Raw genomic sequence first — 21,626 nt, 5'->3', positions numbered from 1 at the left:
AACAATTGAATTATAGAATTATTTTTTCAGAATATAATCAGAAATTGGCAATATAGAAAAAATTTTCGATACGTTTTAATAAAATATTTGTAATACTATTTTGAATCTACTATGGATTAAATACTCCACTTAGATTCGAAAACTATAAATTAATATACTGTAGTTATAAGAATAATATACTAAAAAAACTGTAACTAACTCCTTAGAACTTTAAATTATTGATTAGTGTCAAAAAGACGACTTACAAAATATGATATCCTATCTAGATACGACTTATAAATCCAAAAACTGCAAAGAAGGACGCCAAAAACATTAAGTCTAGAAGAACAGTTGATATTAACCTTGCGTTATTCACTCTATTACCCAACTCAACATCTTCTAGATTTTGAGTTGGGTAATGGAATAGCTACAGTCAACAAAACAATAACATGGGGAGAAGATACTCTTCTTTCTTCAAGTCGATTTTACTTAGACAACTTAGAAGAATAGCTATAGATGTCACAGAAAGTCCTTTTCAACGACCTAAAAGAAACACAACATAAAGACATAAATCAGACTCGCTTTAAAAATACATCATGCATACCACAATTAGTTTTTTTTTTTCAGATGGTCATACGCATGATTTTACTCACTTTAAAGAAAAAATGGGTCATAGTTTAACAGAAAAAATCACCTGTTTGTGTATATTTGAATTATTTAGGCATTGTAAATCTTCACGAGAATACCTTTATTCCTATTAAAAATTCTAAAAATCATCCATTAACTGAAGAGGATAAGCAGTTTAATAGAGAGAGGGCTACAATACGAATTAAAATTGAGTATTTTAATACTAAGTTTAAAACTTTTCAGATTAAGGAATAACCTTATCACAATCGAAAAAAATATTTGCGAATGGTCTATTTATTTCGCACTTTACTGAGCGAGACGTACTAATAATCATACTTCAAATATCTGATCCTTAACTATGCCATAAAAATACTTGTTAGAGTAATGTTCGCTTTAGTCTTTTATCATTAGAAAACTTATGGCGCCTATTTTAGATACCTAATATTATGTATTTTTTGCTTTTAAAGACTTTTTCCCAGTCTCTATTATCTTATTTTTATTTACATTCGGTATTAAGTTTTATGAATTTTTCTTTATTAATCGTTCTTATTGCTGGCTTACTATCTGTAATAATCTCCTTCACTATATTTTCATAAATCTGTTCTGGGATATCACTTGGTTTTTCAGGAGATAGATATAGTTTAGGTATCATAGTATTATTTAATTTAAAAATCTGTTTTTTATCCACTACTGTATTGCGGACAAATGGAACTTTATCCCCTGCCCTTATCAAAAAATAACTTTCTCTGAACTTTTTATTTCCTCCACATTTAGCTATCATCGTAGCCTTATGAGTTTGACACTTAAACAATATCTTGTTATTTTGAACATTTGAATGACAGATATAATAATGCCTTATTAAGGCTAAATCAGAATTTACATCGGGGAAAGGCATTAAAACCTTAATAACATCCTTCTTGCTAATCAATGACTAATCTCCCACTTGATTCGACTTCAACATAAACTGGATTCAACAATTCCTCGTTTGTACTTAACGAATCCAGCAATTCTAAATGTTCCTCGTTTAAATTCATAAAATCCTCTTTTGAAAATACAAAATTCTTTTGATCTATCCTTAAAATTTCATAGTCGTAGTCAGGCTCCGAACTTTTTAAAAGGTCTAAAATTTCAATATCATCATCTGTAATATCTTTTTCGCTCATTGGAATTTGTTTTTTTCCAGCATCAATTTCTTCTTTATGAGTAGACCACATTTTAAATTGATGCGTCAAATCAGATAACTCGGAATCTGTCAGTGTATTAATAATAAATTGACTTATTCTAGCATTACTTTCATCAATATCAAAATCACATTGTTTTTGTTTAAGATAATCTTGAACTTCAGCTTCTCTATAGGTGATATCACCGTAAAAATTTGAAAATACTGGTCCATTTTTATAAGCTTTTAAATATGTAAAATCAGAGTCTTTTTTTTCTACAAATTGAAACATTTCATATAGAAACAAGAATTTTTTGTAGTTGTAACTTTGAGAACTTAGTAATATCTTCTTGCTTGTTAAGCCAAGCAATCTTATCTAACATACTTTTGGAAGTATTTAAAACCATATTCTCCTCCTTATGATTACAAATAAAAACACAAGCACCACATCTGTCACCTGCGTTCATCTGTTTCCCTTCTATACTTATATAGTACAACTATGTATAACTTTTGTCAAGGAATTTCACTTAAAAAATCTAGTAGAGAATAGTTTGCCGGTAGTTTGGAACTTACTAGATTACGACATACCTGTTGTATGACAAATAAGCCACCCGTATGACGAATGGCTATGATTTTTCAGATATAAAATTACTCTACTTAGTATATGATTGAGCGCCTTTTCTGGTCACAATTACTAAATTAGCAACAAACAATAATACAACATAAAAAGTTAAAGCTAATAAATTAGTTGTGCTTCTAAAATTATTTTCTAAAATTATATTAACTGGTAAAATTACTGGAATCCAAAAAATATTAAGAAAAACTTTATTTGTTGCAAATAATATAAATAAACTTTCTACAACAGCAATAAGTAAATTGCCACCTTTCGCAATAAACAATGTCAATAGCATGTGGAAATGATTTAGCAATATTAGTAATAACCAACTAACTATTCCTACGTAAAAATAATATGAAAAGTGTTCTAACTCTATACCTACAACTACCCATAAAGGAATAGTAAGTAAAGATAATAGTAAATCTAACACAAAAATTTTCGCTCCCCATATACTGGCTGTATTTCTCGAGCCTTTAATATTCTGATAATTATTAGCATTGATTTCTTGTTCAGATACTAATAAAGTGATTATCGTAGTTATCATACAATAGCCTAACATGGGTAAAAAGATAATATTTTCCAATACAATTGTGTTATTTACAGATAATATGTAAATTGGAATTGTCAATAGTTGTATAGTAGACAAAATCAAAATAATGTATAGTTGATACGAACCTTTAAATTTAATCATTTCACTTTTTAGCAATTGGATCATTACTTAACCTCCAATTTAACATTAACAAAGAAACAATAAATAGAATCAATGATAGAAATACGGTAAATACTACCATTTTAACGTCTGTTACATGATTTGTTAAATCTAAATCTCCTGACGGTTTTATATACATAAGACTATAAGCAATTTTATAATGATATGTAAAAGGAAAGAAGAACCAAAAGCTACTTTGAGCGATAAAAGGTGCAACCAAAAAACAAATCAAGGAGTTAATCGATACTAAGATATAGGGGTTGATCCGTTTCGAAAATAGATACAAGAGTGGCAATACCCATATGGATGTTATCGAAATAAGTACTAAACAAATTAAGTCACCAATTATATTCAATGATATTAAGTCGCCATACAAAAAATTACTTGTAAATAATAATATAGCTAAAAACCATACGTTCGAAATGAGTAAATCTTTTAATTTTAAAAGTATCTTTACGATATATATTTTTATGCTATCATTTCGAAAGTATATATTCTGGAAGTTTCCTGCAGCTTCTTCTGCTTTATAATCATATAAAAATAACAATCCAATAAGCGTGTACAAAAAGACGGCTTCCCACCAATATATTGAAAAACTTTCTAGAATACTCGGTCCAACAAGTAATACAGCTATTAAAATCGACAATCCAGGAGCTATTATCAAGAATTTTTTGGATGTATTTTTTCGCTGTTTTAACCATTCTGATTTAAATATTTTTATCATATTGCGTCACCTCCATGAACAATTCTTATAAATAAAGATTCTAAATCATCACTTTGAACATTCGAACCATCGTAAAAAATTTGACCATCATGTAAAATAACAACTTTATCTGCCACTTTACTAACTTCATACAGTTGATGGCTAGATAAAAGAATTGTCATTCCTGATTTCTTTAAAGAAATCATTAAATTCAACAATTCCTTTATACCATCTGGATCCAATCCATTGGTAGGTTCATCTAAAATGAGCAAATCTGGACTAGTAATTATTGCCATACCTAATCCCAAACGTTGTTTCATACCTAAAGAAAAGCTCCCTGCTTTTTTCTTTCCCGTATTAGATAGCCCAATCAAGTTTAATACTTCATTAATTCGTTCGTCAGAAATGTCATATAACAATGCTCTTGTTTTTAAGTTATCATAAGCAGATAAGTTCATGTAGATAGCTGGAGTTTCAATAAGCGCTCCAATCTCATATATACCCGCATTTTTTTTCCCATTAAAAATAACCGTACCACTATCAGCATTTTCAAGACCAAAAATAATCTTCATAATTGTTGATTTTCCTGCACCATTAATACCTAATAATCCACAAATACTCCCCTCTTTTATTTCAAAAGAAATATTTTTCAGTACTTCTCTATCCTTATATGATTTTCTAAGTTTTTGAACTTGTATATTCATAACTATAATTCCTCCTTGTTTTATACTTGTATGTTATACTTTATTTTTCAAAATTTGTTCAGAATTTCCAATTTTACAAAATTAAAAAAATAGACAGTCCTCAATTTAGAAAACCATCTATTTTTATACATAACTATTATATGGAAGCTATCTAATATATCCTTACAGAATTATTTTTTAATAAGCAACGTCACTTGAGCGCCACCTCTATCTGGATTTGATAAAAACAATTCTCCTAAATGTCTAGTTGCAACTTGTTTAGCAAATGCTAACCCTAAACCATAGTGCTTATTATTCCTACCTTTATTCTCAGTATAAAATAACTTATCTGCATTTAATAAGGACTGTTCAGTAAAAGGCAGACCATTATTCCACACTCCAAAATTAATATACTCTGTTTCCTCAATGATAGTAAGAGTAACTTTTTTTTCTCCAGAACTATATCTTGCTGCATTTGCTAAAATATTAATTAATGCCCTATTTAAATTAAAACGATTTCCCTTAAAAAACATTAATGTTGTAGTATTAATAATTTTGAAATCAACCTTTGCATTATTCATTACAGATTTCGCCTCTACTGACAGATCACTTAAAAAATCAGGTAAATATATCTGTTCTCCATAATCTTTATCTTCAATTAGTAATCTTGAATAATCAATCATTGAACTAAAATATCTTTCAAAAATCACTATACTGTTATTCATTGACTGAGTATATTCCTTCTGTTGATCAGTCAAATTAGTTAATTCAAGCAACTCTAAATTTCCCTTTAGTACGGTTAAAGGAGTTTTTACATCATGAGCTAATGCACCAACTTGAAAAGATAAATCTTCCTTCTCCCTTCTCTCTGATTTGAGTAGATTAGTTAACTCGTCGTCCTTTTGATATAATACAGAAAGAATTTCATCGAACTCTTGTATTTGGGCAGGAATGTTTTTATCTTTAAATGTTAACTGCCCCATGTTTAAAGCTTTTTTTTGTATAAGTAGAAAATTTTTTGAAAATTCTTTTATTAATCTTGTAAGTGACCAAATGAGTAAAATTGTTTCGAAAACGAAGAAAAATAAATAAGAAAATAGATTAAATGAAATGTGACGCAAATTCGGATTAACAAACTCAGGTATCATGGGTTGCCTGACAGTAAGTACAATCTCTGAATTAGCATAATACCCATAATACACTGCACTATTACTTACAGATTCATTTTTAGCAAAAACTTCTCGATAGGCAGGCAAATCCTTTTTTTGATAATTACCCTCTTCAATTGTACCTGTCTTGCGATTAAATACAACATAGTCAAATATAGAGTTATTCATTGCTTGAACTACATCACTTAAATTGCTGGTATCACTCACTGAAATTTCAATTTTAGAGCCGTATACATTTAATTGTCCTGTAAAAACAAGTAAATAAGTAAATACAAAAAATAAAAGAATACTCAGTAACGTACCTGTTACTAGTTCTAAAACAGTCCTTATTATGCGTCCTCTAATTGTACTATTCTTCTTAATCATGCCACTTGTATCCCATACCTCTAACTGTTTTTATAGGATTAATTCCATAGGATGAGAATTTTAATCTTATTTGATAAATATACTCAGATATTGAACGAAAGAGGGTTTCAGCATCATCATCATAAACGTTTTCATATATATCTTGTACAGTAAAAATTTTTCTTGGATTGCTAGATAATAGCTCTATGATATCATATTCCCTACTTGTAAAAGCAAGACTATCTCCATTAATACAAACAATTTTTTCTTGTAAATAAATCGTTATTGGAGATAATTCTCGAACAATTTGATTACTTAATTCACCTTGTTTGTATCGTTCTTCTCGTTTAAGATTTGCTGCAACTTTGGCAATTAATTGATTGATGCTGAAAGGTTTTGTAATATAGTCATCTCCTCCTAAATTCAATCCTGATACTATATCATCTTCGGTATCTTTTGCACTAACAAAAATAATAGGGGAGCTTACTTTATTTCTAATCTGCTTACAAATTTGCATACCATCTATATTAGGCATCATTACATCTAATAAAATCAAATCAAATCCTTTGAAATTATTAATATTGATTGGTACGGTCACTTCTTGATACGTCGTTACCTGATAGTTTTTCATCTCTAAAATAGTTCGCATCAGTTTCAAAATTTCAAAATCGTCATCTACAACTAATATCTTATACATTCTATCACCTCAAAATATTATAGAGAACTACCTGCAAAGCTCCGTATTCTTGACAAAGAATAGTCTCAATACATCAATTTGTAATTGTTCTTTATTTTTTAAATTATATTTTTAAAAAATAGTACAAATCTATTTTACACTATCTTGAACAAAATTCGTAATATTTAATAATCTAATTTGAGTGCCGTCAATGTCATTACCTATACAGCAATTATCATACAATAATTTAATTACCTCATCTGGTTGATCTTTCAAATGATATTTCTCAATGATTAACCCAAGTGCTGCTGAAACCTTTGGTGTTGAAATGGATGTCCCATAAGCATAAGTATATTTCCCTTCAAGTGTCGGTACAATAACCCATTCTTTTTCAAATGTTTTATCATTTGCCCACTGTTCATATCCAACTGTTGCTAGTTTATGACTTCCTCCTCCTGTTGCATATATATCTATTACATTATTTCCTTTATTTGAAAAACTAGATACAAAATCGTTATCATTTACTGACCCTACTGTCACAACATTGTCTAATCCCGCAGGGATATCCATAACTTTCCCATCTATATGTGAATAATCCTTCCCCTTAAGTTCTCCAAGGTAATGTTTCAATGATTCTTGATTATTTAAATCTAGACCCTCATCACCTACTGAAGCAACAATTATTGAACCTTGACTATACGCATAATTGATTGCTCTCTGATAAATGTTAATTAATGCTGTTTGGTCATCTTCTATAGTTGAGTTTTTTAGCAAGTATTCACCCAAACTTAGATTAATAACATCAACATCATCTTTCGCTGCTTGAATAATTGCTTTTAATATCCACTGATCTTGTGCATTTCCTTTATCAAATACTCGATACATTCTAACTTTCATTCCAGGAGCAATACCTAAATAATCTCCGTTTGATGAAATCTGTCCAACCACAGAAGTTCCATGGCCTGTTTTATCTAATATATTTTGATTATCAATTAAGCCCGTTTCCAAATCCGCTGTAAAGTTCTTGACAGAAATAATATTTGAAGATACTTCTGGGTTATCGTAAGTAACACCTGAGTCTATCACACCAATAGTAGCTTCCCCCGTAGATTTATGACTAAATTTTCTACCTGTACCAATACTTTTTTGCATATCCCATTGATAATCCCAAAAATTCATATTGTTAGTTGTAATTACACTTTCTCCATACAGATAAGTGACATTAGGCTTTACATTCATCATACCATCAATAACTATTTCTTTTATCGAATTATTATTTTCTTTCTTTATCTCTTCTTTACTTTTTCCAGTCGAAACCGTAATAAGATTTATTTCAGGAATAATATCAATAATTTGCATACCCTGTTTAATAAATTTTTGTTGGATAGTATCAACTGCTTCTGTCTCTTTCAGTAATATATTATATTTAAAATCTGATCCAGTAGTCGCTTGAACTCCATGGACTGAAAAAAATAATGGAAATAATACTCCAACAGATAATAAGAACTTTCTATTCATATAATCCTCCTTAATGTTTTTGTTAGAGATTATATCAGAGAAAATTCAGATTTTATTCAGAGGAAAAATCATCTTTAGACTACTAGTGAAATTTAAATTTAAGAAAGAATCAATTTCTAAAATTTTTCATGTCCCAAAAAAACAGAATAAGTTTTGAACTTGTTCAGATTATTTTCTATCCCTTCTTCCACTTATACCCTGCCCAACCTACCAAGACAAGCAAAGAAAGGTTAAAGAGGATGAAGAAATGTGACCATTTCTACTTTTCTTCTCAAAATAGGTTGAGTATTCCTCTCCTCCTCATCCTCAAAAAATAAAGAATCAGTCTCACTATATTTAGTATCGCTAACTTCAGTCTCACTAGGGGCTGAATGTGAGACGGGGGCCGTTTCATTTTTATCCCGCCCTAGTCTTTTTTTTACACTAGGCCTGTTTGAATTAGCTACTGAGGTAGAAGATAACTCCCCCAAATAAATCTTATTAGCTAGTCTTCCTTTCTCACTTGAAGACTGTTGAACTTCATCAATTAAGTCATATTCTTTAAGAATCTTTTTGATGGACAATAATTTTTACTTAGAACAACCTAACAGCTTCATCAGTTTAGAATTAGAAAATACTAAATAGACTGCTCCTTCTTCATCTATCCAACCACGACTGAGAGATAATTCTAAGCGATCTTTTAAAATAGAATAAGCCACCTTTACTTCTAGTTTCATATCCATATATTTCTCATCCTCAAAAAGAATTTTAGGTAATTTGTAATACCGTTCTGAAGTTTGGTATTGATTTGCGGTAATTCGTTTCATAGCGCTCCTCCAAGTTCTTTGAGTATTAAATCTCCACTTGATTCCAAGCGAACCAAGCCACTTTTTTCTAATTCAGCCATAATAAATATGGCCTCAATAATATCTATTCCCATTTCACGTACTAAAAATGAAATGACAATATAGCGTGATGATTGTAATTCTTTTGTCATTTTTCCTCCAGAAAATAAAAAAAGGAGATCAATATTCAACTGTTCTCCACGATAAATCTGTTAAAAAGAAAAACCCTGCCAAATTAATTTTTGGTAGGGTTTTTGGTAGGAAACTAAATTAATTTATCAGTTTCTAAAATGTGTTCACGATTCTAAAAGGCTGATACTATCGTATTCCGAATTCTAATTGGTATATGCCTCTTATTTAAGAGTAACTGAAGCTCCAGCTTCTTCCAATTTAGCTTTGATTTCTTCAGCTTCTGCAGTTGCAACGCCTTCTTTAACAAGTGCTGGTGCACCGTCAACAAGTTCTTTAGCTTCTTTAAGACCAAGACCTGTGATTTCACGTACAACTTTGATAACGCCAACTTTTTTGTCGCCTGCAGATGTCAATTCAACGTCGAATGAATCTTTAGCAGCACCAGCGTCAGCAGCACCAGCTGCAGCAACAGCTACAGGAGCAGCTGCAGTTACACCAAATTCTTCTTCGATAGCTTTTACAAGGTCGTTCAATTCAAGGATTGAAGCTTCTTTAATTTCAGCAATAATGTTTTCAATGTTCAATGCCATTGTTATTTCCTCCAAATATGTTTTAAATTTATAATAGATTTTCGTAGCTAGGCTACGCTACATAGCTTAAAATTAAGCTGCGTCTTCTTTGCTTTCTGCAACCGCTTTGACTGCAAGAGCAACGTTGCGCACTGGCGCTTGAAGTACAGAAAGGAGCATAGAAAGAAGTCCTTCGCGGTTTGGAAGAGTTGCAAGTGCAAGAATCTCTTCTTTAGATGCGACAGCGCCTTCGATTGCACCACCTTTGATTTCAAGTGCTTCAGCGTTTTTAGAAAAGTCGTTCAAGATTTTCGCTGGTGCGATAACATCTTCGTTAGAAAATGCTACTGCAGATGGTCCAACAAATACTGATGCAAGTTCTTCAAGACCAGCTTTTTCAGCTGCACGACGCAAGATTGAGTTTTTAATGACTTTATACTCAACTTCGTTTCCACGAAGCTCACGACGAAGAACTGTATCTTGCTCAACTGTCAAACCACGAGCGTCTACAACGACGATAGATGCAGCAGCTTTCATTTTCTCAGCTACTACGTCAACTAGTTCCGCTTTTTTAGCAATAATTGCTTCACTCATTAGTGTGTTCACCTCCGTAATTATTTTGCTTGGGAAATTTTTCAAAAGAAAAACGCGCCCAAACCTAGACACGAAAGTACAATACGCTTCTTTTTACATGATACGTTTTGTCCTCGGTAGGATATTTATGAGTCGAGCTCCCCTACTGTCTTAGGCAGTTTTTTCAAACCGTATATAAGTATAGCATAGTTAAAAAAAGAATGCAAGATTTTTGCAAACTTTTTTAAAATTTTTTCGTGATTTTTCTTTTAAAGTTCTACTGTCAGAACTTGACCTTGCTTAACAACCTGTTCTCCAGCGATATAAACATCATCTACATCACTGGATTTAACTGCATAAACCAGGTGAGAAAGAATATTTTCTTGGGGTTGGAGATGGATTTTCCCTTGTGGTTGAATAACGAGAAAATCTGCCTGCTTGCCAACTTCTAGACTTCCTATCTGTTCTGCCATTCCTAAGACCTTAGCTCCTTCAATTGTCAGAGCCTTGAGAGCTGTTTCGATAGGAAATTGGCTGGCATCTCCACTTTTCATCTTCTGAAGAAGGGCTGCAGTCCTTCCTTCCTCAAACATATCTAGATTGTTATTGGAAGCGACCGAGTCAGTCGCAATCCCAACTGCTACTCCTGCTTTTTGGAGTTGGATGATTGGAGCAATTCCTGAGGCTAATTTGAGATTGCTGATATGATAGGATTGTGGGCGATAGCCACTTGAGAAGTCGCCAAACGTTCAATTTCTCGCTCGTTTAATTCGACCCCGTGAGCAAAGACAGACGGATGCTCTAAGTAACCCAGTTCTTCGAGAAAAGCAAGAGGACGTTTACCATATCGTTTCAGGATAATTCCTGATTCCTCCTTGGTCTCCGCTACATGAATATGAACAGGAATATTCAACTCTTTTGCCATACCTAAGCTTTCTGCCAGCAAGTCTCTACTACAGCTATAGGGAGAATGTGGGGCCACCATAACCTTGAAATTTGGATTTTCATATCCTAAGATTTCCTCGATGATGGCTCGTGTTCTAGCAATGGTCTCAGCAGTTGTTTCACCCTCTAAAGAAAAGAGGGTCGGTGAGAAATAACAACGCATCTTGGAATCTTTCACTGCCTGATAAATCCGTTCAATATCCACACCATTGGGATTATACATATCATTAAAGGTTGTTATTCCTGACTGGAGCATCTCTGTCAGCGCTTCTTTGACCGCCTTGGTAGTTATGTCGGGAGTAAATTCTGCTTCTGCAGGCCATATATAGTCATTGAGCCATTCATGAAGATTGCTATCATCTCGAATCCCTCTCAAACCTGTCATTGCAGAGTGGGTGTGGCAATTGACCAAACCAGGCATGATCCAGGCTCCCTGATAGTCTATAATCTGCTCAGCTTGATCTAAAATCTCTTGTTTCTCTTGACCGACATAGGTGATTTGAGAACCCTTAACGGCTAAGATTCCATCTAGATAGACATGGAAATCTTGATCACAAGTCACGATATTTACATGCTGATAGACTTTCATGGAGGCACTCCTTTTCTATAGATAATTTTACATCACATTTTTCTAGTTATTGTAACAAAAAAGTCACCCTAAGGCAACTTCTTTTGTCTATAAGATTTCAAAGTAGAAAGGATTATTCAGAGCTAAAAGCCGCAGCTTTCTGCATTTGGTAATACTTGCCCTTTCGAACCATTAGTTCTTGATGATTGCCATACTCAACAATATCTCCATCCACCAAGACTAGAATCAAATCCGCATCCTGAATGGTTGACAAGCGGTGGGCGATGATAAAGCTTGTGCGCCCCTTCATGAGTTTGGCAAAGGCATCCTGTACTAGAACTTCTGTCCGTGTATCGATGGAAGAAGTCGCCTCGTCTAAGATGAGAATCTTTGGAATAGCCAGAAAGACTCGCGCGATGGTCAAGAGCTGAGCCTGACCGACAGAGAGAGATTCTCCAGCATTTTCCAACTTGGTATCGTAACCCTGGGGCAACTGTTGAATGAAAAAGTCGGCATTGGCTGCTTTTGCCGCAGCAATCACCTGCTCCCGACTGGCTTCAGGATTTCCAAAGGCAATATTGTCATGAATGGTCCCTTGCTTGAGCCAGGTTTCTTGGAGCACCATGCCAAACTGTTGTCGTAAAGAAGCACGACTATAGTCATAAATGGATTTCCCGTCTAGCAAGATATCTCCCAAGTTAATAGGATAAAAACGCATGAGGAGATTGATAAGGGTTGATTTTCCAGCACCTGTCGGACCAACAATAGCCACCTTGCTACCAGCTGGAATATCAATAGATAAATCCTTAATCAAAATCTTTTCAGGATTGTAGCCAAAAGAAACCTGTTTAAAGGAAATAGCTCCCTTAACTTGGTCACTGGTCAAGACTTCCTTACCACTTTCAGCCACCTCAGGACTTTCTAAGACAACATAAACACGCTCTGCACAAGCGAGAGCACTTTGCAACTCAGCTAGCACGGAAGAAATATCGTTAAAGGGTTTGGTGTATTGCTGGACATAGTTCAAAAAGGTCACTAAACGTCCAATGGTCAAAGTAGAGCCTATCATGATACGATAAGCTCCCACTCCAGCTAGGAGAGCATAAATGAGCGCATTTACAAAGCGAGTCGAAGGATTAACCGTTGAAGAATAAAAGATAGCTGACTGAGAATAGCCTGCGTAGTGGTCATTAGCCTCACGCAGCCTTTGTATAAATTCTGCCTGAGCATTAAAGGACTGGATAATGGTCTGCTGGCTAAGAGATTCTTCAATCAACTGAGTTTGAATTCCCCTTGTCTCTGTTTGCTTTTGAAAGAGATGATAGGAGCGTTTGGCAATAAAGCGCGAGATTACCATAGACAGTGGCGTCAACAGCAAGACTAAGAGGGTCATAAGGAGATGAATTTGAAGCATGGCTAGAATACTCACCAAAATCATCAAGACGCCAATGAAAAATTGGTTAAAAATCATGGTCAAGCCAGCTGCCAACTGTTCTATGTCCGTGGTCACCCGACTGACCATTTCTCCACTGCCTTGGCGATCCACAAAGGAAATCGGTAAACGATGAAGTTTATGGATGATTCGCTCTCGCAAGTCTTTGGTATAAGAGAAGATTAGACGATTATAGAGGAGAGGATTGATCCATTGCACAAGGGTATTTCCTATGACCACCAAGATCATCTGAATGAAAATCTGCCAAAAAACTAGCGAAGAACCAGCCACTAGGACCTGATCAATGACCTGCCCAATCAGAATAGGTAGGTAGATTGATAAGCCAACTTGAGCAATAGTTCCTAGAAAGGCTAAGAAAAGGAGGAAAGGATGGCTTGCTAAATCTTTAGCCAAACGTTTGAGCGTCTGGTTTGCAGTTTGTCGTCTCATGCTAGTCCTCCTTTCCATGTTGGGATGCATTAATTTCACGATAGACTTGACTGGATTTCATCAAGTCCTCGTGCTTGCCGATAGCTAAAAGCTCACCTTTTTCCAAGAGGAGAATCTGGTCAGCCATCTGTAAAGTCGAGGTTCGTTGAGAAATCAAGATTAAGCTCGTGTTTGGCAAATTTTCTCGGATAGCTTTCAAGAGCTTGGACTCCGTAATGGTATCCAACGCGGAGGTAGCATCATCTAGGATGAGAAAAGGGGCTTGGCGCAAGACTGCTCGAGCGATCGACAGCCTTTGTTTTTGCCCGCCTGAGAAATTTCGCCCTCCTGCTTCAACTAGGGCATCTAAGAGACCTTCCTTATCACTGACAAAATCCTTAGCTTGCGCAATTTCCAAGGCCTGCAAGAGTTCTTGGTCAGTTACTTCTTGATGTAAACCTAGAGTCAGGTTGGAACGAATGGTTCCTTTAAAGAGCTCGACTTTTTGAGGCACATAGGCAATCCAAGACCGCCACTCCTCTAAATTACTAGGACTAGATCCATCTCGATAAGGGTAAATGCTCCCCTTGTCTGCTGGATAAAGTCCAAGGATGAGTTGCACCAAACTTGATTTACCGGAACCTGTTCCCCCAATAATACCAAGGATTTGCCCTTGAGTCATATCAAAGGAAATATCTCTCAGAGAAGGCTGAGCCGCATCAGGATAGGTAAAGGTCAGTTCTTGAACTTGTAAAACCTGATTACTGATAGCTTGCTTTTGTTCTAATTTTGAATGAATATCTTCTGGAGCCTCAGCAAAAACTTCCTCGATTCGCTTGGCAGAGATATAGGACTGGTTGAGAGAATTTATCAGCATGGCTAGCTTGACCAATTCCACCAAAATCTGTAGGAGATAGTTGATGAGGGCAATAAGAGCACCTTGACTGAGTAAGCCTCCTTGTATAGAAATATAGCCCTGCCAGATGATAACGAGAAGAGTTCCATTGACAATCAGATAGGTCAAAGGTGTTAATAAACTAGACCAGAAACCAGTTTTCTCTTGTAATCTAGCATAGACCTGGTTAAGGGTTTGAAAAATCTGTAACTCTCGTTTTTCTTGCCCAAAAGCACGAATAACTCGCATCCCTTGTAATTGCTGGCGCGTTTCCTGAACCAGTTGGTCCGTTTTCTTTCTGAGAACACTGTAGAGAGGATTGACCAGTCTAGAGAGCCCTACGATGACAATGGTCAAAATGACAACCATAACCAAAAACCAGAAAGTCAACTCAGCTGAGATTCGATAGGCCATAAAGATAGCCCCAAAAACGATAATAGGCGCTCTCAAAAAGAGACGCAGGAATTGATTGATACCAGTTTGAATCTGGTAGGTATCCGAAGTCAAGCGAGTGACTAAGCTAGAAGTGGTCAGACGGTCTCTGCTATCCTTGGGCAAGGAAAGAATATGTCGATAAAGGTCATCTGTCAGTCCTTTGGCAAATCCAACCGCAGCCTTGGCTGAGTAAAACTGGGCTATCAAGGCCACTACAACGCCAATCACTGCAAAGATAAGGAGCAAACCAATCTGCATCCAGAGATGTCCTTGATCTCCCTGAGGTAAAGATTGGTCAACAATCCCAGCAATCACCATGGGAACCAAGAGCTCAAACACAGCTTCTAACAGCTTGAACAAGGGTGCTAAAATCGATTCTTTGATGTAGGGTTTGAAGTAAGATAATAAGCGTTTCATAAATCCCTTCTATTTTCTAAAATGAAGAAAGTGGGAAGCACCCACCCTCTCAATTTTATTTGTTTAAGTATGGCAATAGATAGCCATATCCTGCCTCTTCCATCTCATCCTTGGCTACAAAATGTAAGGAAGCAGAATTGATACAGTAACGAAGTCCACCTAACTCCCGAGGCCCATCTGTGAAAACATGACCCAAGTGAGCATTACCTGACCGAGAACGAACTTCAATTCGCTCCATTCCATGGCTCATATCCTTGTAATAATGAATCAATTCCTTGGAAATCGGACGGCTAAAGCTTGGCCAACCACATCCTGAGGCAAACTTATCTTTGGCGAAAAAGAGTGGCTCACCCGTCGTAATGTCTACATAAATGCCCTCTTCAAAAGTTTGGTCATAGGCATTACTAAACGGAGCCTCTGTTACAGCTTCTTGGGTAACACGGTAAGACTCTGCTGACAAACTTTCCTTCAACACTTCTTGACTAGGCTTTTCATAGTTAGAGGCATCAATTAATGGCTGCTCAGCATCGGTCACATCAATATGACAGTAACCTGAAGGATTCTTCTTAAGATAGTCTTGGTGGTAATCTTCAGCTAGAATGTAATGACGTAGTTTCTCCACTTCCACTGCAATCTTTCGACCAAGCATGCGTTCCTGCTCCTGCACCACAGTGTAGATAGCTGGCAAGTCTGTTTCATCTTGGTAATAAATCCCAGTTCGATATTGGCGACCACGGTCATTCCCTTGTTGATTGATTGACAAGGGATCGATGACTCGGAAATAATAGAGCAAAATTTCTCTGAGTGACACTACCTTCTCATCGTAAATTACTTGAACCGTTTCTGCATGGTCTGTTTCCTTGAGTAACTGGTAATTGGTCGTTTCGACTTGTCCATTAGCATAGCCAACACTGGTTGCTAGCACTCCAGAAATGCGTGAAAAATATTCCTCTAGGCCCCAAAAACAACCGCCTGCTAGATAAATTTCTGCCATCTTTATTTCTCCTTTATCAAGTTCTTAACTAGACTTCTTTTCAAAAAAAGGATAGGAAGCCCTCTGGTCAAGTGGTTTCCCCATCCTGTCTTCTATTTTTTTATTTTGCTTGGACACGGACACCTTGGGTATCAACTTTCAAGTCATGCAGTTTTCCTTTGAAAGGTTGCTTTTCCAATTCTGCCTTAATCGTTGGCATCTTGTCATGAGAAGCCAAGACCATAACTGTCGGCCCAGCACCAGAGAGGTAGGTTGCATAGGCCCCATTTTCTTTGGCTACTTGCTTAATGGTTGCAAATTCTCTTACCAAGTCCTGACGATAGCGCTCATGGAAGAGGTCACCCTCGATTGCTTGCCCAGCGGTCACCATGTCTCCCGCCAACAAGGCCGCAACCGCCACATTGGCAATAGAGCTGGCCGCAACAGCTTCCTTGTAAGACAATTTCTTAGGCAAGACTCCACGGCTGTCTCTAGTACGCAATTCATAGTTTGGAATGTAGGCTAGGAAATCACACTCTGGGAAGTCTGCTATGATAGCTGAAACTTGCCCTTCAACAGAGCTCGCAACAACGAGATTACCATAAATAGCAGGAGCCACATTGTCAGGATGTCCTTCAATCTTGGTCGCTAATTGCAATTTTTCATGGTCTGACAAGTTGAGCTGGCCCAGTTGGTTGGCTAGTTCAATACCAGCAACAATAACCGAGCTAGAAGAACCCAAGCCACGCGCCAAGGGAACATCACTTGTCATTTTCAAACGTCTTGGTTGCAAGTCTGGTACAATTTGCAAAGCAATTTTGAGCAAGAGATTACGCTCGTCATGTGGAATCCATTTGCCAATCTGGTGTTCAATCAACCACTCATCTCGTTCTTCACAGACCTCAATTTGAAGATACTTGGTTACAGCTACACCGACCGAGTCAAAACCTGGCCCGATATTGGCACTGGTTGCAGGTACAATAATCTTCATTTTATTCTCCTAGCACCTTGAAGGTATTCAAGAGGTCGAATTCTGAAACCTTCTTCAACTCAGCTGAGACATTCTCAAGCTGGGCTTTATTAATTTTGTGTGTGATGATGACAACACGCGCCTTGTCACCTTCTTTGCCATCTTGAAGGATTTGCTTGAAGGAAATATCTTGAGCATTAAAGATTTCAGCCAATTTCAAGACCTGACCTTTTGAGTCTGGAGCCAAGATTGAGAAATAGTAATTTGCTTTAACATCTTCTGGATTAGCCAAGACCAAGTCACGGCTGTATTCGTTGAAGTCTTTGCCAATCGTTCCATCATTCAAACGACGAACGATACGGACAATGTCCGCCACAACACTTGTTGCAGTTGGTTTTTGACCAGCACCTGGTCCGTAGTACATAGACTCACCAATACCGATAGATTCTACAAAAACAGCGTTCATTACTCCATTCACACTAGCAAGTGGGTGCGCTTTTGGTAGGAAGGTTGGAGTTACTTCTGCAGCAATTCCTGAAGGAGTTTCCTCGATAGAACCAACCAATTTCACTACATAGCCAAGTTCTTGGGCTACAGCTACGTCTTCTGGTGTGATGTTGCGGATTCCCTTGTGGGCTACATCGTCAAAGGCAACCTTCATACCAAAGGCAAATTGGCTCAAAATAACCATCTTGTAGGCTGCATCGATCCCATCTACGTCGTTTGTCGGGTCGCTTTCTGCAAAACCTAGTCTTTGCGCTTCCGCAAGAGCATCATCGTAAGACCAGCCTTCTTCGACCATCTTGGTCATCATGAAGTTAGAAGTTCCGTTGACTACCCCAAGCACGCGCGTGATTTTATCAGAAGCCAAGGAATTTGCTAAAGTACGAAGAATTGGAATCCCACCAGCTACTGCTGCTTCATAGTAAAGTGCTACATTATGCTCTTTAGCGATTTCTAACAATTCTGTACCATGGACAGCCAAAAGGTCCTTATTGGCAGTAACAACGTGTTTCCCAGCTTCCAAGGCACGAGTGATAAAAGTCTTAGCAGGTTCGATACGCCCCATCAATTCCACTACGATCGTAATGTCTTGGTCTGATAAAATGTCATCCACATTGGTTACAAAGTTAAAGTCATTCCCAGCAGCAAGCAAGCGATTCTTTTCATCTTCATCCTTGACCAATACCTTAGCAACTTCAATCTCTGAATGTGCTGATTGATTGATTTTTTCTCCATTTTCCTTTAGGAGGAAAGGCACACCACTTGCAACGGTACCAAATCCTAGTAAAGCAATTTTAACTGTCATGTTTGTCTCCTCGAAATTTTCTAATATAGCCATTATAACAGAATTTTGTGAAAATTCCTATTATAGTAAATCACTATTTCAGTCTAAAAAAGAAAAAACGAATCAAACGATTCGCTCTTCTTAAAATCTGGAAATAGCTTTCCAGAAAGGGTTATCCAATCTTTTGCAGATTAATCACCGCATCGTGATTCATCAAGACTTGACCATACTCCTGCAAGACTGAGCGACTGATGTCACTATCATCTGCAAACTCGCGCATACGGGCCAAGAGCCAAGCTGGATATGGACTTGGATGATTTTCAATATCCACTAAAATGGTCAAATAATAGCGCTCATTCATCTTGTAAAGTTCAGAAGTTTCCATCTCAAAAGTCACTGTCTTGGCAAAAGCCACCAAATCAGCTAACTTAGAAAAAGAAAGGATGTAGTAGATGTAAGGCTCTTTCTTACTTTCAACTTCTTGTTCAGCCTGCTCCTGCTCTTCTTCCTTGGCTTCGACTTGCTCTAGAGATTGAATCGCTTCGATATCATCCTTGGTTTTATCTGCGATGCTTTTTTCCAAGGTTTTGATAAATTCATCTGGCGACATTTGAGCCAATTCTTCCATATCTGGTAAATCCGATAAATCTTCAAAATCTAGATTTTGGTCAATCTTTGATTTGGTTACAAAGACATCTACCTTATCAGGTTTTGGAGTCACACGGAAGCTCAACATACCTGTATCCAAAAAGCTCTCAGGCATCTCTAACTCATCTAAGATAGCATAAAAGAACTCTTCTGTTTTTTCTTGAGGAACGAGAAAGTCAGCAATCTCCATGCCACGATCCATCAAATCCTCTAAAGACATCGTTATTTTCAAAGTTGTATCACTAATTTGTTTCATTTTCATTGCTAGTAACCTCATACTTTCAGTTCTATCTATTATACTAGATTTTTACGATTTTATCAAAAGAATGAAGCGAGAATGTGATATAATACTAGAGACCATTTTACAATACAAGAAAGAAAGTACAATGAAAAATATAAAAATTAATGCACTGGCTAGCTTACTAGTCAATGTTCTCAATATCGTTTTTCCTCTGATAACCAATCCTTATCTGACACGGATTCTCAGCAAATCCATCTACGATTATTTCAATACCGCAAATACCTAGGCTAGCTTTGTCATTCCTTTAGCCGCCTTTGGAGTATACAACTACGGGATTCGAGCTATCAGTAAGGTCAAGGACGATAAGAATAAAATCAACTATGTTTTCTCTAAGTTGTTTTATATTTCTGTTTTCACTTCTATCCTGACAACTGGTATCTACTTCCTTATTATCTTTTTTGACACCAGCATTGAAAATCTTAAAGTTCTCTACTATATCTTAGGTGCACAGGCACTCTTCCAATTCCTCAATATCGAATGGATGAACGAGGCTTATGAAAACTATGCCTTCATCCTATATAAGACCTTAATTATCCGGATTTCTATGTTAGTTGGAATCTTCACCTTTGTAAAAACAGCAGATGATATTGTTCCTTATGCCATTGTCATGAGTACCACCACTATTCTAAATTATCTACTTAGTTTTCTTTGGATCAAGAGAAAAGTTTCATTCGTTAAGATTAGTTTTGTGGAATTAACCAAAGAATCTAAGCCTCTCTTTACTATGCTGCTATTAGCAAATTCCAGTATGCTCTATGGCCTGCTCGATAGAATATTCATAACCAATGGACCTGATGAAAACTATATTTCTTATTACACCATTGCTTCCAGCATCGTCATGTTGATTGCCAGTGTCCTGAGTGGAGCTATCAATGTCAGTATTCCACGTCTCGGCTACTATCTCGGTAAGAAAGACTACGAGTCCTATAAGAATCTTCTAAATCAAGGCGCTGCCCTCTTTTACTTCCTCATCATTCAAACCAGTATTGGGATTATGGTATTAGGGAACTACGCAACTGTCATCTACTCTTCTGAAAAATACCTTGAAGCTGGTATTGTGACTAGTGTCTTCGCTTTTCGGACTATCATTTGGGCCATTGAGTTAATCCTTGGTAAACAAATTATCTTCATCAACGACCACGAAAATCGTTTAACAGCCTTTTACTTTATTGGTGGCGGTGCCAATATCCTACTCAACAGTCTCTTGTATTTCAATAATATTTTTGCACCAGAGTATTACATTGCTACTACTATTATTGCAGAAACCGTAGTTGTTCTACTAGAAATTTACTTTATCAAGAAACATCATCTACTTGACTTAAAAGAAATCTTTACTACTTTAACACGCTATACTATTGTATCGCTCGGATTCATTCCCATCTATTTCACATTTAAATTCCTTTTCCAAATCAACTCTTATACAGTCAACCTCAATATAATCCTCATGGTTCTCTCGACTATTGCAACTTGTGGAATCTACTATCTCTTGATACTTTTTATCACAAAAGATAAAACATTCCACTATGCACTCAATCTTGTACTTACTAATATAAAAATGTCTCTATAATATTCGTAGTGGGTAAATCCCCTATAGATATTATGGAGCCTATTTTGTTGTAGAAAAAAAGTCCCATAAGATCTATAATGAAAAGCGACAAAAACATCATTAGAAAGAATCATATGGAACAATTACATTTTATCACAAAACTACTCGATATTAAAGACCCTAATATCCAAATTATAGACATCATCAATAGGGATACCCACAAAGAAATCATCGCTAGACTGGATTATGAGGCCCCTTCTTGTCCTGATTGTGGAAGTCTAATGAAGAAATATGACTTTCAAAAACCATCTAAGCTCCCTTACCTCGAAACAACTGGTATGCCTACTAGAATTCTCCTTAGAAAACGCCGTTTTAACTGCTATCAGTGCTCAAAAATGATGGTCGCTGAGACTTCTATCGTCAAGAAGAATCATCAAATCCCTCGTATCATCAACCAAAAGATTGCTCAGAAGCTGATTGAAAAAACTTCTATGACC

At 36.2% G+C, this 21,626-nt stretch carries 19 protein-coding genes, 4 pseudogenes and 1 other annotated feature; of the genes and pseudogenes, 3 read left to right on the top strand and 20 right to left on the bottom strand.

Annotation, left to right across the window (positions count from 1 at the left end):
• Positions 1 to 218 precede the first annotated feature (218 nt).
• Positions 219 to 858: pseudogene (locus HMPREF0851_RS16375) on the top strand (IS5/IS1182 family transposase); the annotation flags it as partial.
• Between the two features lie 244 nt (positions 859 to 1,102).
• Here HMPREF0851_RS16375 and HMPREF0851_RS05025 read toward each other — a convergent pair.
• The 20 genes and pseudogenes from HMPREF0851_RS05025 to mecA form a co-directional block, all read right to left on the bottom strand.
• Positions 1,103 to 1,534, bottom strand: coding sequence for a hypothetical protein (locus HMPREF0851_RS05025; protein ID WP_000623950.1), 432 nt, complete (start codon positions 1,532 to 1,534; stop codon positions 1,103 to 1,105).
• Positions 1,527 to 2,057 (bottom strand): hypothetical protein, encoded by a 531-nt coding sequence (locus tag HMPREF0851_RS05020; RefSeq protein WP_009014145.1) that lies wholly within the window; start codon positions 2,055 to 2,057, stop codon positions 1,527 to 1,529. Before HMPREF0851_RS05020 ends, HMPREF0851_RS05025 begins: the two co-directional genes overlap by 8 nt.
• A 1-nt stretch (position 2,058) precedes the next feature.
• Positions 2,059 to 2,232, bottom strand: coding sequence for a hypothetical protein (locus HMPREF0851_RS16140; protein WP_156790859.1), 174 nt, complete (start codon positions 2,230 to 2,232; stop codon positions 2,059 to 2,061).
• A 186-nt stretch (positions 2,233 to 2,418) separates the two neighbouring features.
• Positions 2,419 to 3,096 (bottom strand): hypothetical protein, encoded by a 678-nt coding sequence (locus tag HMPREF0851_RS05015; RefSeq protein ID WP_000615442.1) that lies wholly within the window; start codon positions 3,094 to 3,096, stop codon positions 2,419 to 2,421.
• The gene (locus tag HMPREF0851_RS05010; RefSeq protein ID WP_000590350.1) at positions 3,074 to 3,814 is read right to left on the bottom strand and encodes a hypothetical protein; all 741 of its coding nucleotides are present in this window, start codon (positions 3,812 to 3,814) and stop codon (positions 3,074 to 3,076) included. Before HMPREF0851_RS05010 ends, HMPREF0851_RS05015 begins: the two co-directional genes overlap by 23 nt.
• Positions 3,811 to 4,497: an ABC transporter ATP-binding protein gene (locus HMPREF0851_RS05005; protein WP_001025883.1), complete on the bottom strand. Its 687-nt coding sequence runs from the start codon at positions 4,495 to 4,497 to the stop codon at positions 3,811 to 3,813. Before HMPREF0851_RS05005 ends, HMPREF0851_RS05010 begins: the two co-directional genes overlap by 4 nt.
• Before the next feature lie 170 nt (positions 4,498 to 4,667).
• The gene (locus tag HMPREF0851_RS05000; protein WP_000592529.1) at positions 4,668 to 6,011 is read right to left on the bottom strand and encodes a sensor histidine kinase; all 1,344 of its coding nucleotides are present in this window, start codon (positions 6,009 to 6,011) and stop codon (positions 4,668 to 4,670) included.
• The gene (locus HMPREF0851_RS04995; RefSeq protein WP_000276748.1) at positions 6,004 to 6,687 is read right to left on the bottom strand and encodes a response regulator transcription factor; all 684 of its coding nucleotides are present in this window, start codon (positions 6,685 to 6,687) and stop codon (positions 6,004 to 6,006) included. Before HMPREF0851_RS04995 ends, HMPREF0851_RS05000 begins: the two co-directional genes overlap by 8 nt.
• Positions 6,688 to 6,816: 129 nt before the next feature.
• Complete coding sequence (locus HMPREF0851_RS04990; RefSeq protein ID WP_001080213.1) at positions 6,817 to 8,184, bottom strand: S8 family peptidase; 1,368 nt, start codon at positions 8,182 to 8,184, stop codon at positions 6,817 to 6,819.
• A 248-nt stretch (positions 8,185 to 8,432) separates the two neighbouring features.
• Positions 8,433 to 8,990 (bottom strand): annotated as a pseudogene (locus HMPREF0851_RS16245) (replication initiator protein A); the annotation flags it as partial.
• Positions 8,987 to 9,160: a hypothetical protein gene (locus tag HMPREF0851_RS04985; protein ID WP_083804063.1), complete on the bottom strand. Its 174-nt coding sequence runs from the start codon at positions 9,158 to 9,160 to the stop codon at positions 8,987 to 8,989. The gene HMPREF0851_RS04985 and the pseudogene HMPREF0851_RS16245, both read right to left, overlap by 4 nt.
• A 201-nt stretch (positions 9,161 to 9,361) precedes the next feature.
• Positions 9,362 to 9,730, bottom strand: coding sequence for a 50S ribosomal protein L7/L12 (gene rplL, locus HMPREF0851_RS04980; RefSeq protein ID WP_001196965.1), 369 nt, complete (start codon positions 9,728 to 9,730; stop codon positions 9,362 to 9,364).
• A 72-nt stretch (positions 9,731 to 9,802) separates the two neighbouring features.
• Positions 9,803 to 10,303 carry a 50S ribosomal protein L10 gene (gene rplJ / locus HMPREF0851_RS04975; RefSeq protein ID WP_001287268.1) on the bottom strand — a complete coding sequence of 167 codons (501 nt, stop codon included), beginning with the start codon at positions 10,301 to 10,303 and terminating at the stop codon, positions 9,803 to 9,805.
• Positions 10,304 to 10,340: 37 nt separating this feature from the next.
• Positions 10,341 to 10,476: a sequence feature (ribosomal protein L10 leader region), on the bottom strand.
• Between the two features lie 75 nt (positions 10,477 to 10,551).
• A pseudogene (locus HMPREF0851_RS04970) lies at positions 10,552 to 11,816 on the bottom strand (TRZ/ATZ family protein).
• Positions 11,817 to 11,928: 112 nt separating this feature from the next.
• Positions 11,929 to 13,677 (bottom strand): ABC transporter ATP-binding protein, encoded by a 1,749-nt coding sequence (locus tag HMPREF0851_RS04965; RefSeq protein ID WP_001254281.1) that lies wholly within the window; start codon positions 13,675 to 13,677, stop codon positions 11,929 to 11,931.
• Position 13,678: 1 nt separating this feature from the next.
• Positions 13,679 to 15,403 carry an ABC transporter ATP-binding protein gene (locus HMPREF0851_RS04960; RefSeq protein ID WP_000826206.1) on the bottom strand — a complete coding sequence of 575 codons (1,725 nt, stop codon included), beginning with the start codon at positions 15,401 to 15,403 and terminating at the stop codon, positions 13,679 to 13,681.
• A gap of 55 nt (positions 15,404 to 15,458) precedes the next feature.
• Positions 15,459 to 16,397 carry a peptide-methionine (R)-S-oxide reductase MsrB gene (gene msrB / locus HMPREF0851_RS04955; RefSeq protein WP_000818194.1) on the bottom strand — a complete coding sequence of 313 codons (939 nt, stop codon included), beginning with the start codon at positions 16,395 to 16,397 and terminating at the stop codon, positions 15,459 to 15,461.
• Positions 16,398 to 16,497: 100 nt separating this feature from the next.
• Positions 16,498 to 17,367 (bottom strand): homoserine kinase, encoded by an 870-nt coding sequence (gene thrB, locus HMPREF0851_RS04950; RefSeq protein ID WP_000692441.1) that lies wholly within the window; start codon positions 17,365 to 17,367, stop codon positions 16,498 to 16,500.
• Between the two features lies 1 nt (position 17,368).
• On the bottom strand, positions 17,369 to 18,655 hold the full coding sequence (locus tag HMPREF0851_RS04945) for a homoserine dehydrogenase (protein ID WP_000216353.1): 1,287 nt from the start codon (positions 18,653 to 18,655) through the stop codon (positions 17,369 to 17,371).
• Between the two features lie 151 nt (positions 18,656 to 18,806).
• Positions 18,807 to 19,544 carry an adaptor protein MecA gene (mecA, locus tag HMPREF0851_RS04940; RefSeq protein WP_000782692.1) on the bottom strand — a complete coding sequence of 246 codons (738 nt, stop codon included), beginning with the start codon at positions 19,542 to 19,544 and terminating at the stop codon, positions 18,807 to 18,809.
• 124 nt (positions 19,545 to 19,668) lie between these two features.
• Between mecA and HMPREF0851_RS04935 the strand changes: the two are divergent.
• A pseudogene (locus tag HMPREF0851_RS04935) lies at positions 19,669 to 21,150 on the top strand (oligosaccharide flippase family protein).
• 113 nt (positions 21,151 to 21,263) lie between these two features.
• Positions 21,264 to 21,626, top strand: a 363-nt coding sequence (locus HMPREF0851_RS15450; protein WP_029693018.1) for an ISL3 family transposase, incomplete at its 3' end; no start/stop codon positions are given.

Origin of the sequence: Streptococcus sp. M334 (assembly GCF_000187745.1) — a bacterium.
In the GTDB taxonomy this organism is placed as follows: domain Bacteria; phylum Bacillota; class Bacilli; order Lactobacillales; family Streptococcaceae; genus Streptococcus.
This window is presented reverse-complemented; position numbering and strand designations above follow the sequence as displayed.

Excerpts from the sequence above, each read along its gene's own strand:
- HMPREF0851_RS05020 (WP_009014145.1), bottom strand. The coding sequence starts at position 2,057 with ATGTTTCAATTTGTAGAAAAAAAAGACTCTGATTTTACATATTTAAAA.
- HMPREF0851_RS16140 (WP_156790859.1), bottom strand. The coding sequence starts at position 2,232 with ATGAACGCAGGTGACAGATGTGGTGCTTGTGTTTTTATTTGTAATCAT.
- HMPREF0851_RS05015 (WP_000615442.1), bottom strand. The coding sequence starts at position 3,096 with ATGATCCAATTGCTAAAAAGTGAAATGATTAAATTTAAAGGTTCGTAT.
- HMPREF0851_RS05010 (WP_000590350.1), bottom strand. The coding sequence starts at position 3,814 with ATGATAAAAATATTTAAATCAGAATGGTTAAAACAGCGAAAAAATACA.
- HMPREF0851_RS05005 (WP_001025883.1), bottom strand. The coding sequence starts at position 4,497 with ATGAATATACAAGTTCAAAAACTTAGAAAATCATATAAGGATAGAGAA.
- HMPREF0851_RS05000 (WP_000592529.1), bottom strand. The coding sequence starts at position 6,011 with ATGATTAAGAAGAATAGTACAATTAGAGGACGCATAATAAGGACTGTT.
- HMPREF0851_RS04995 (WP_000276748.1), bottom strand. The coding sequence starts at position 6,687 with ATGTATAAGATATTAGTTGTAGATGACGATTTTGAAATTTTGAAACTG.
- HMPREF0851_RS04990 (WP_001080213.1), bottom strand. The coding sequence starts at position 8,184 with ATGAATAGAAAGTTCTTATTATCTGTTGGAGTATTATTTCCATTATTT.
- HMPREF0851_RS04985 (WP_083804063.1), bottom strand. The coding sequence starts at position 9,160 with ATGACAAAAGAATTACAATCATCACGCTATATTGTCATTTCATTTTTA.
- rplL (WP_001196965.1), bottom strand. The coding sequence starts at position 9,730 with ATGGCATTGAACATTGAAAACATTATTGCTGAAATTAAAGAAGCTTCA.
- rplJ (WP_001287268.1), bottom strand. The coding sequence starts at position 10,303 with ATGAGTGAAGCAATTATTGCTAAAAAAGCGGAACTAGTTGACGTAGTA.
- HMPREF0851_RS04965 (WP_001254281.1), bottom strand. The coding sequence starts at position 13,677 with ATGAGACGACAAACTGCAAACCAGACGCTCAAACGTTTGGCTAAAGAT.
- HMPREF0851_RS04960 (WP_000826206.1), bottom strand. The coding sequence starts at position 15,403 with ATGAAACGCTTATTATCTTACTTCAAACCCTACATCAAAGAATCGATT.
- msrB (WP_000818194.1), bottom strand. The coding sequence starts at position 16,397 with ATGGCAGAAATTTATCTAGCAGGCGGTTGTTTTTGGGGCCTAGAGGAA.
- thrB (WP_000692441.1), bottom strand. The coding sequence starts at position 17,367 with ATGAAGATTATTGTACCTGCAACCAGTGCCAATATCGGGCCAGGTTTT.
- HMPREF0851_RS04945 (WP_000216353.1), bottom strand. The coding sequence starts at position 18,655 with ATGACAGTTAAAATTGCTTTACTAGGATTTGGTACCGTTGCAAGTGGT.
- mecA (WP_000782692.1), bottom strand. The coding sequence starts at position 19,544 with ATGAAAATGAAACAAATTAGTGATACAACTTTGAAAATAACGATGTCT.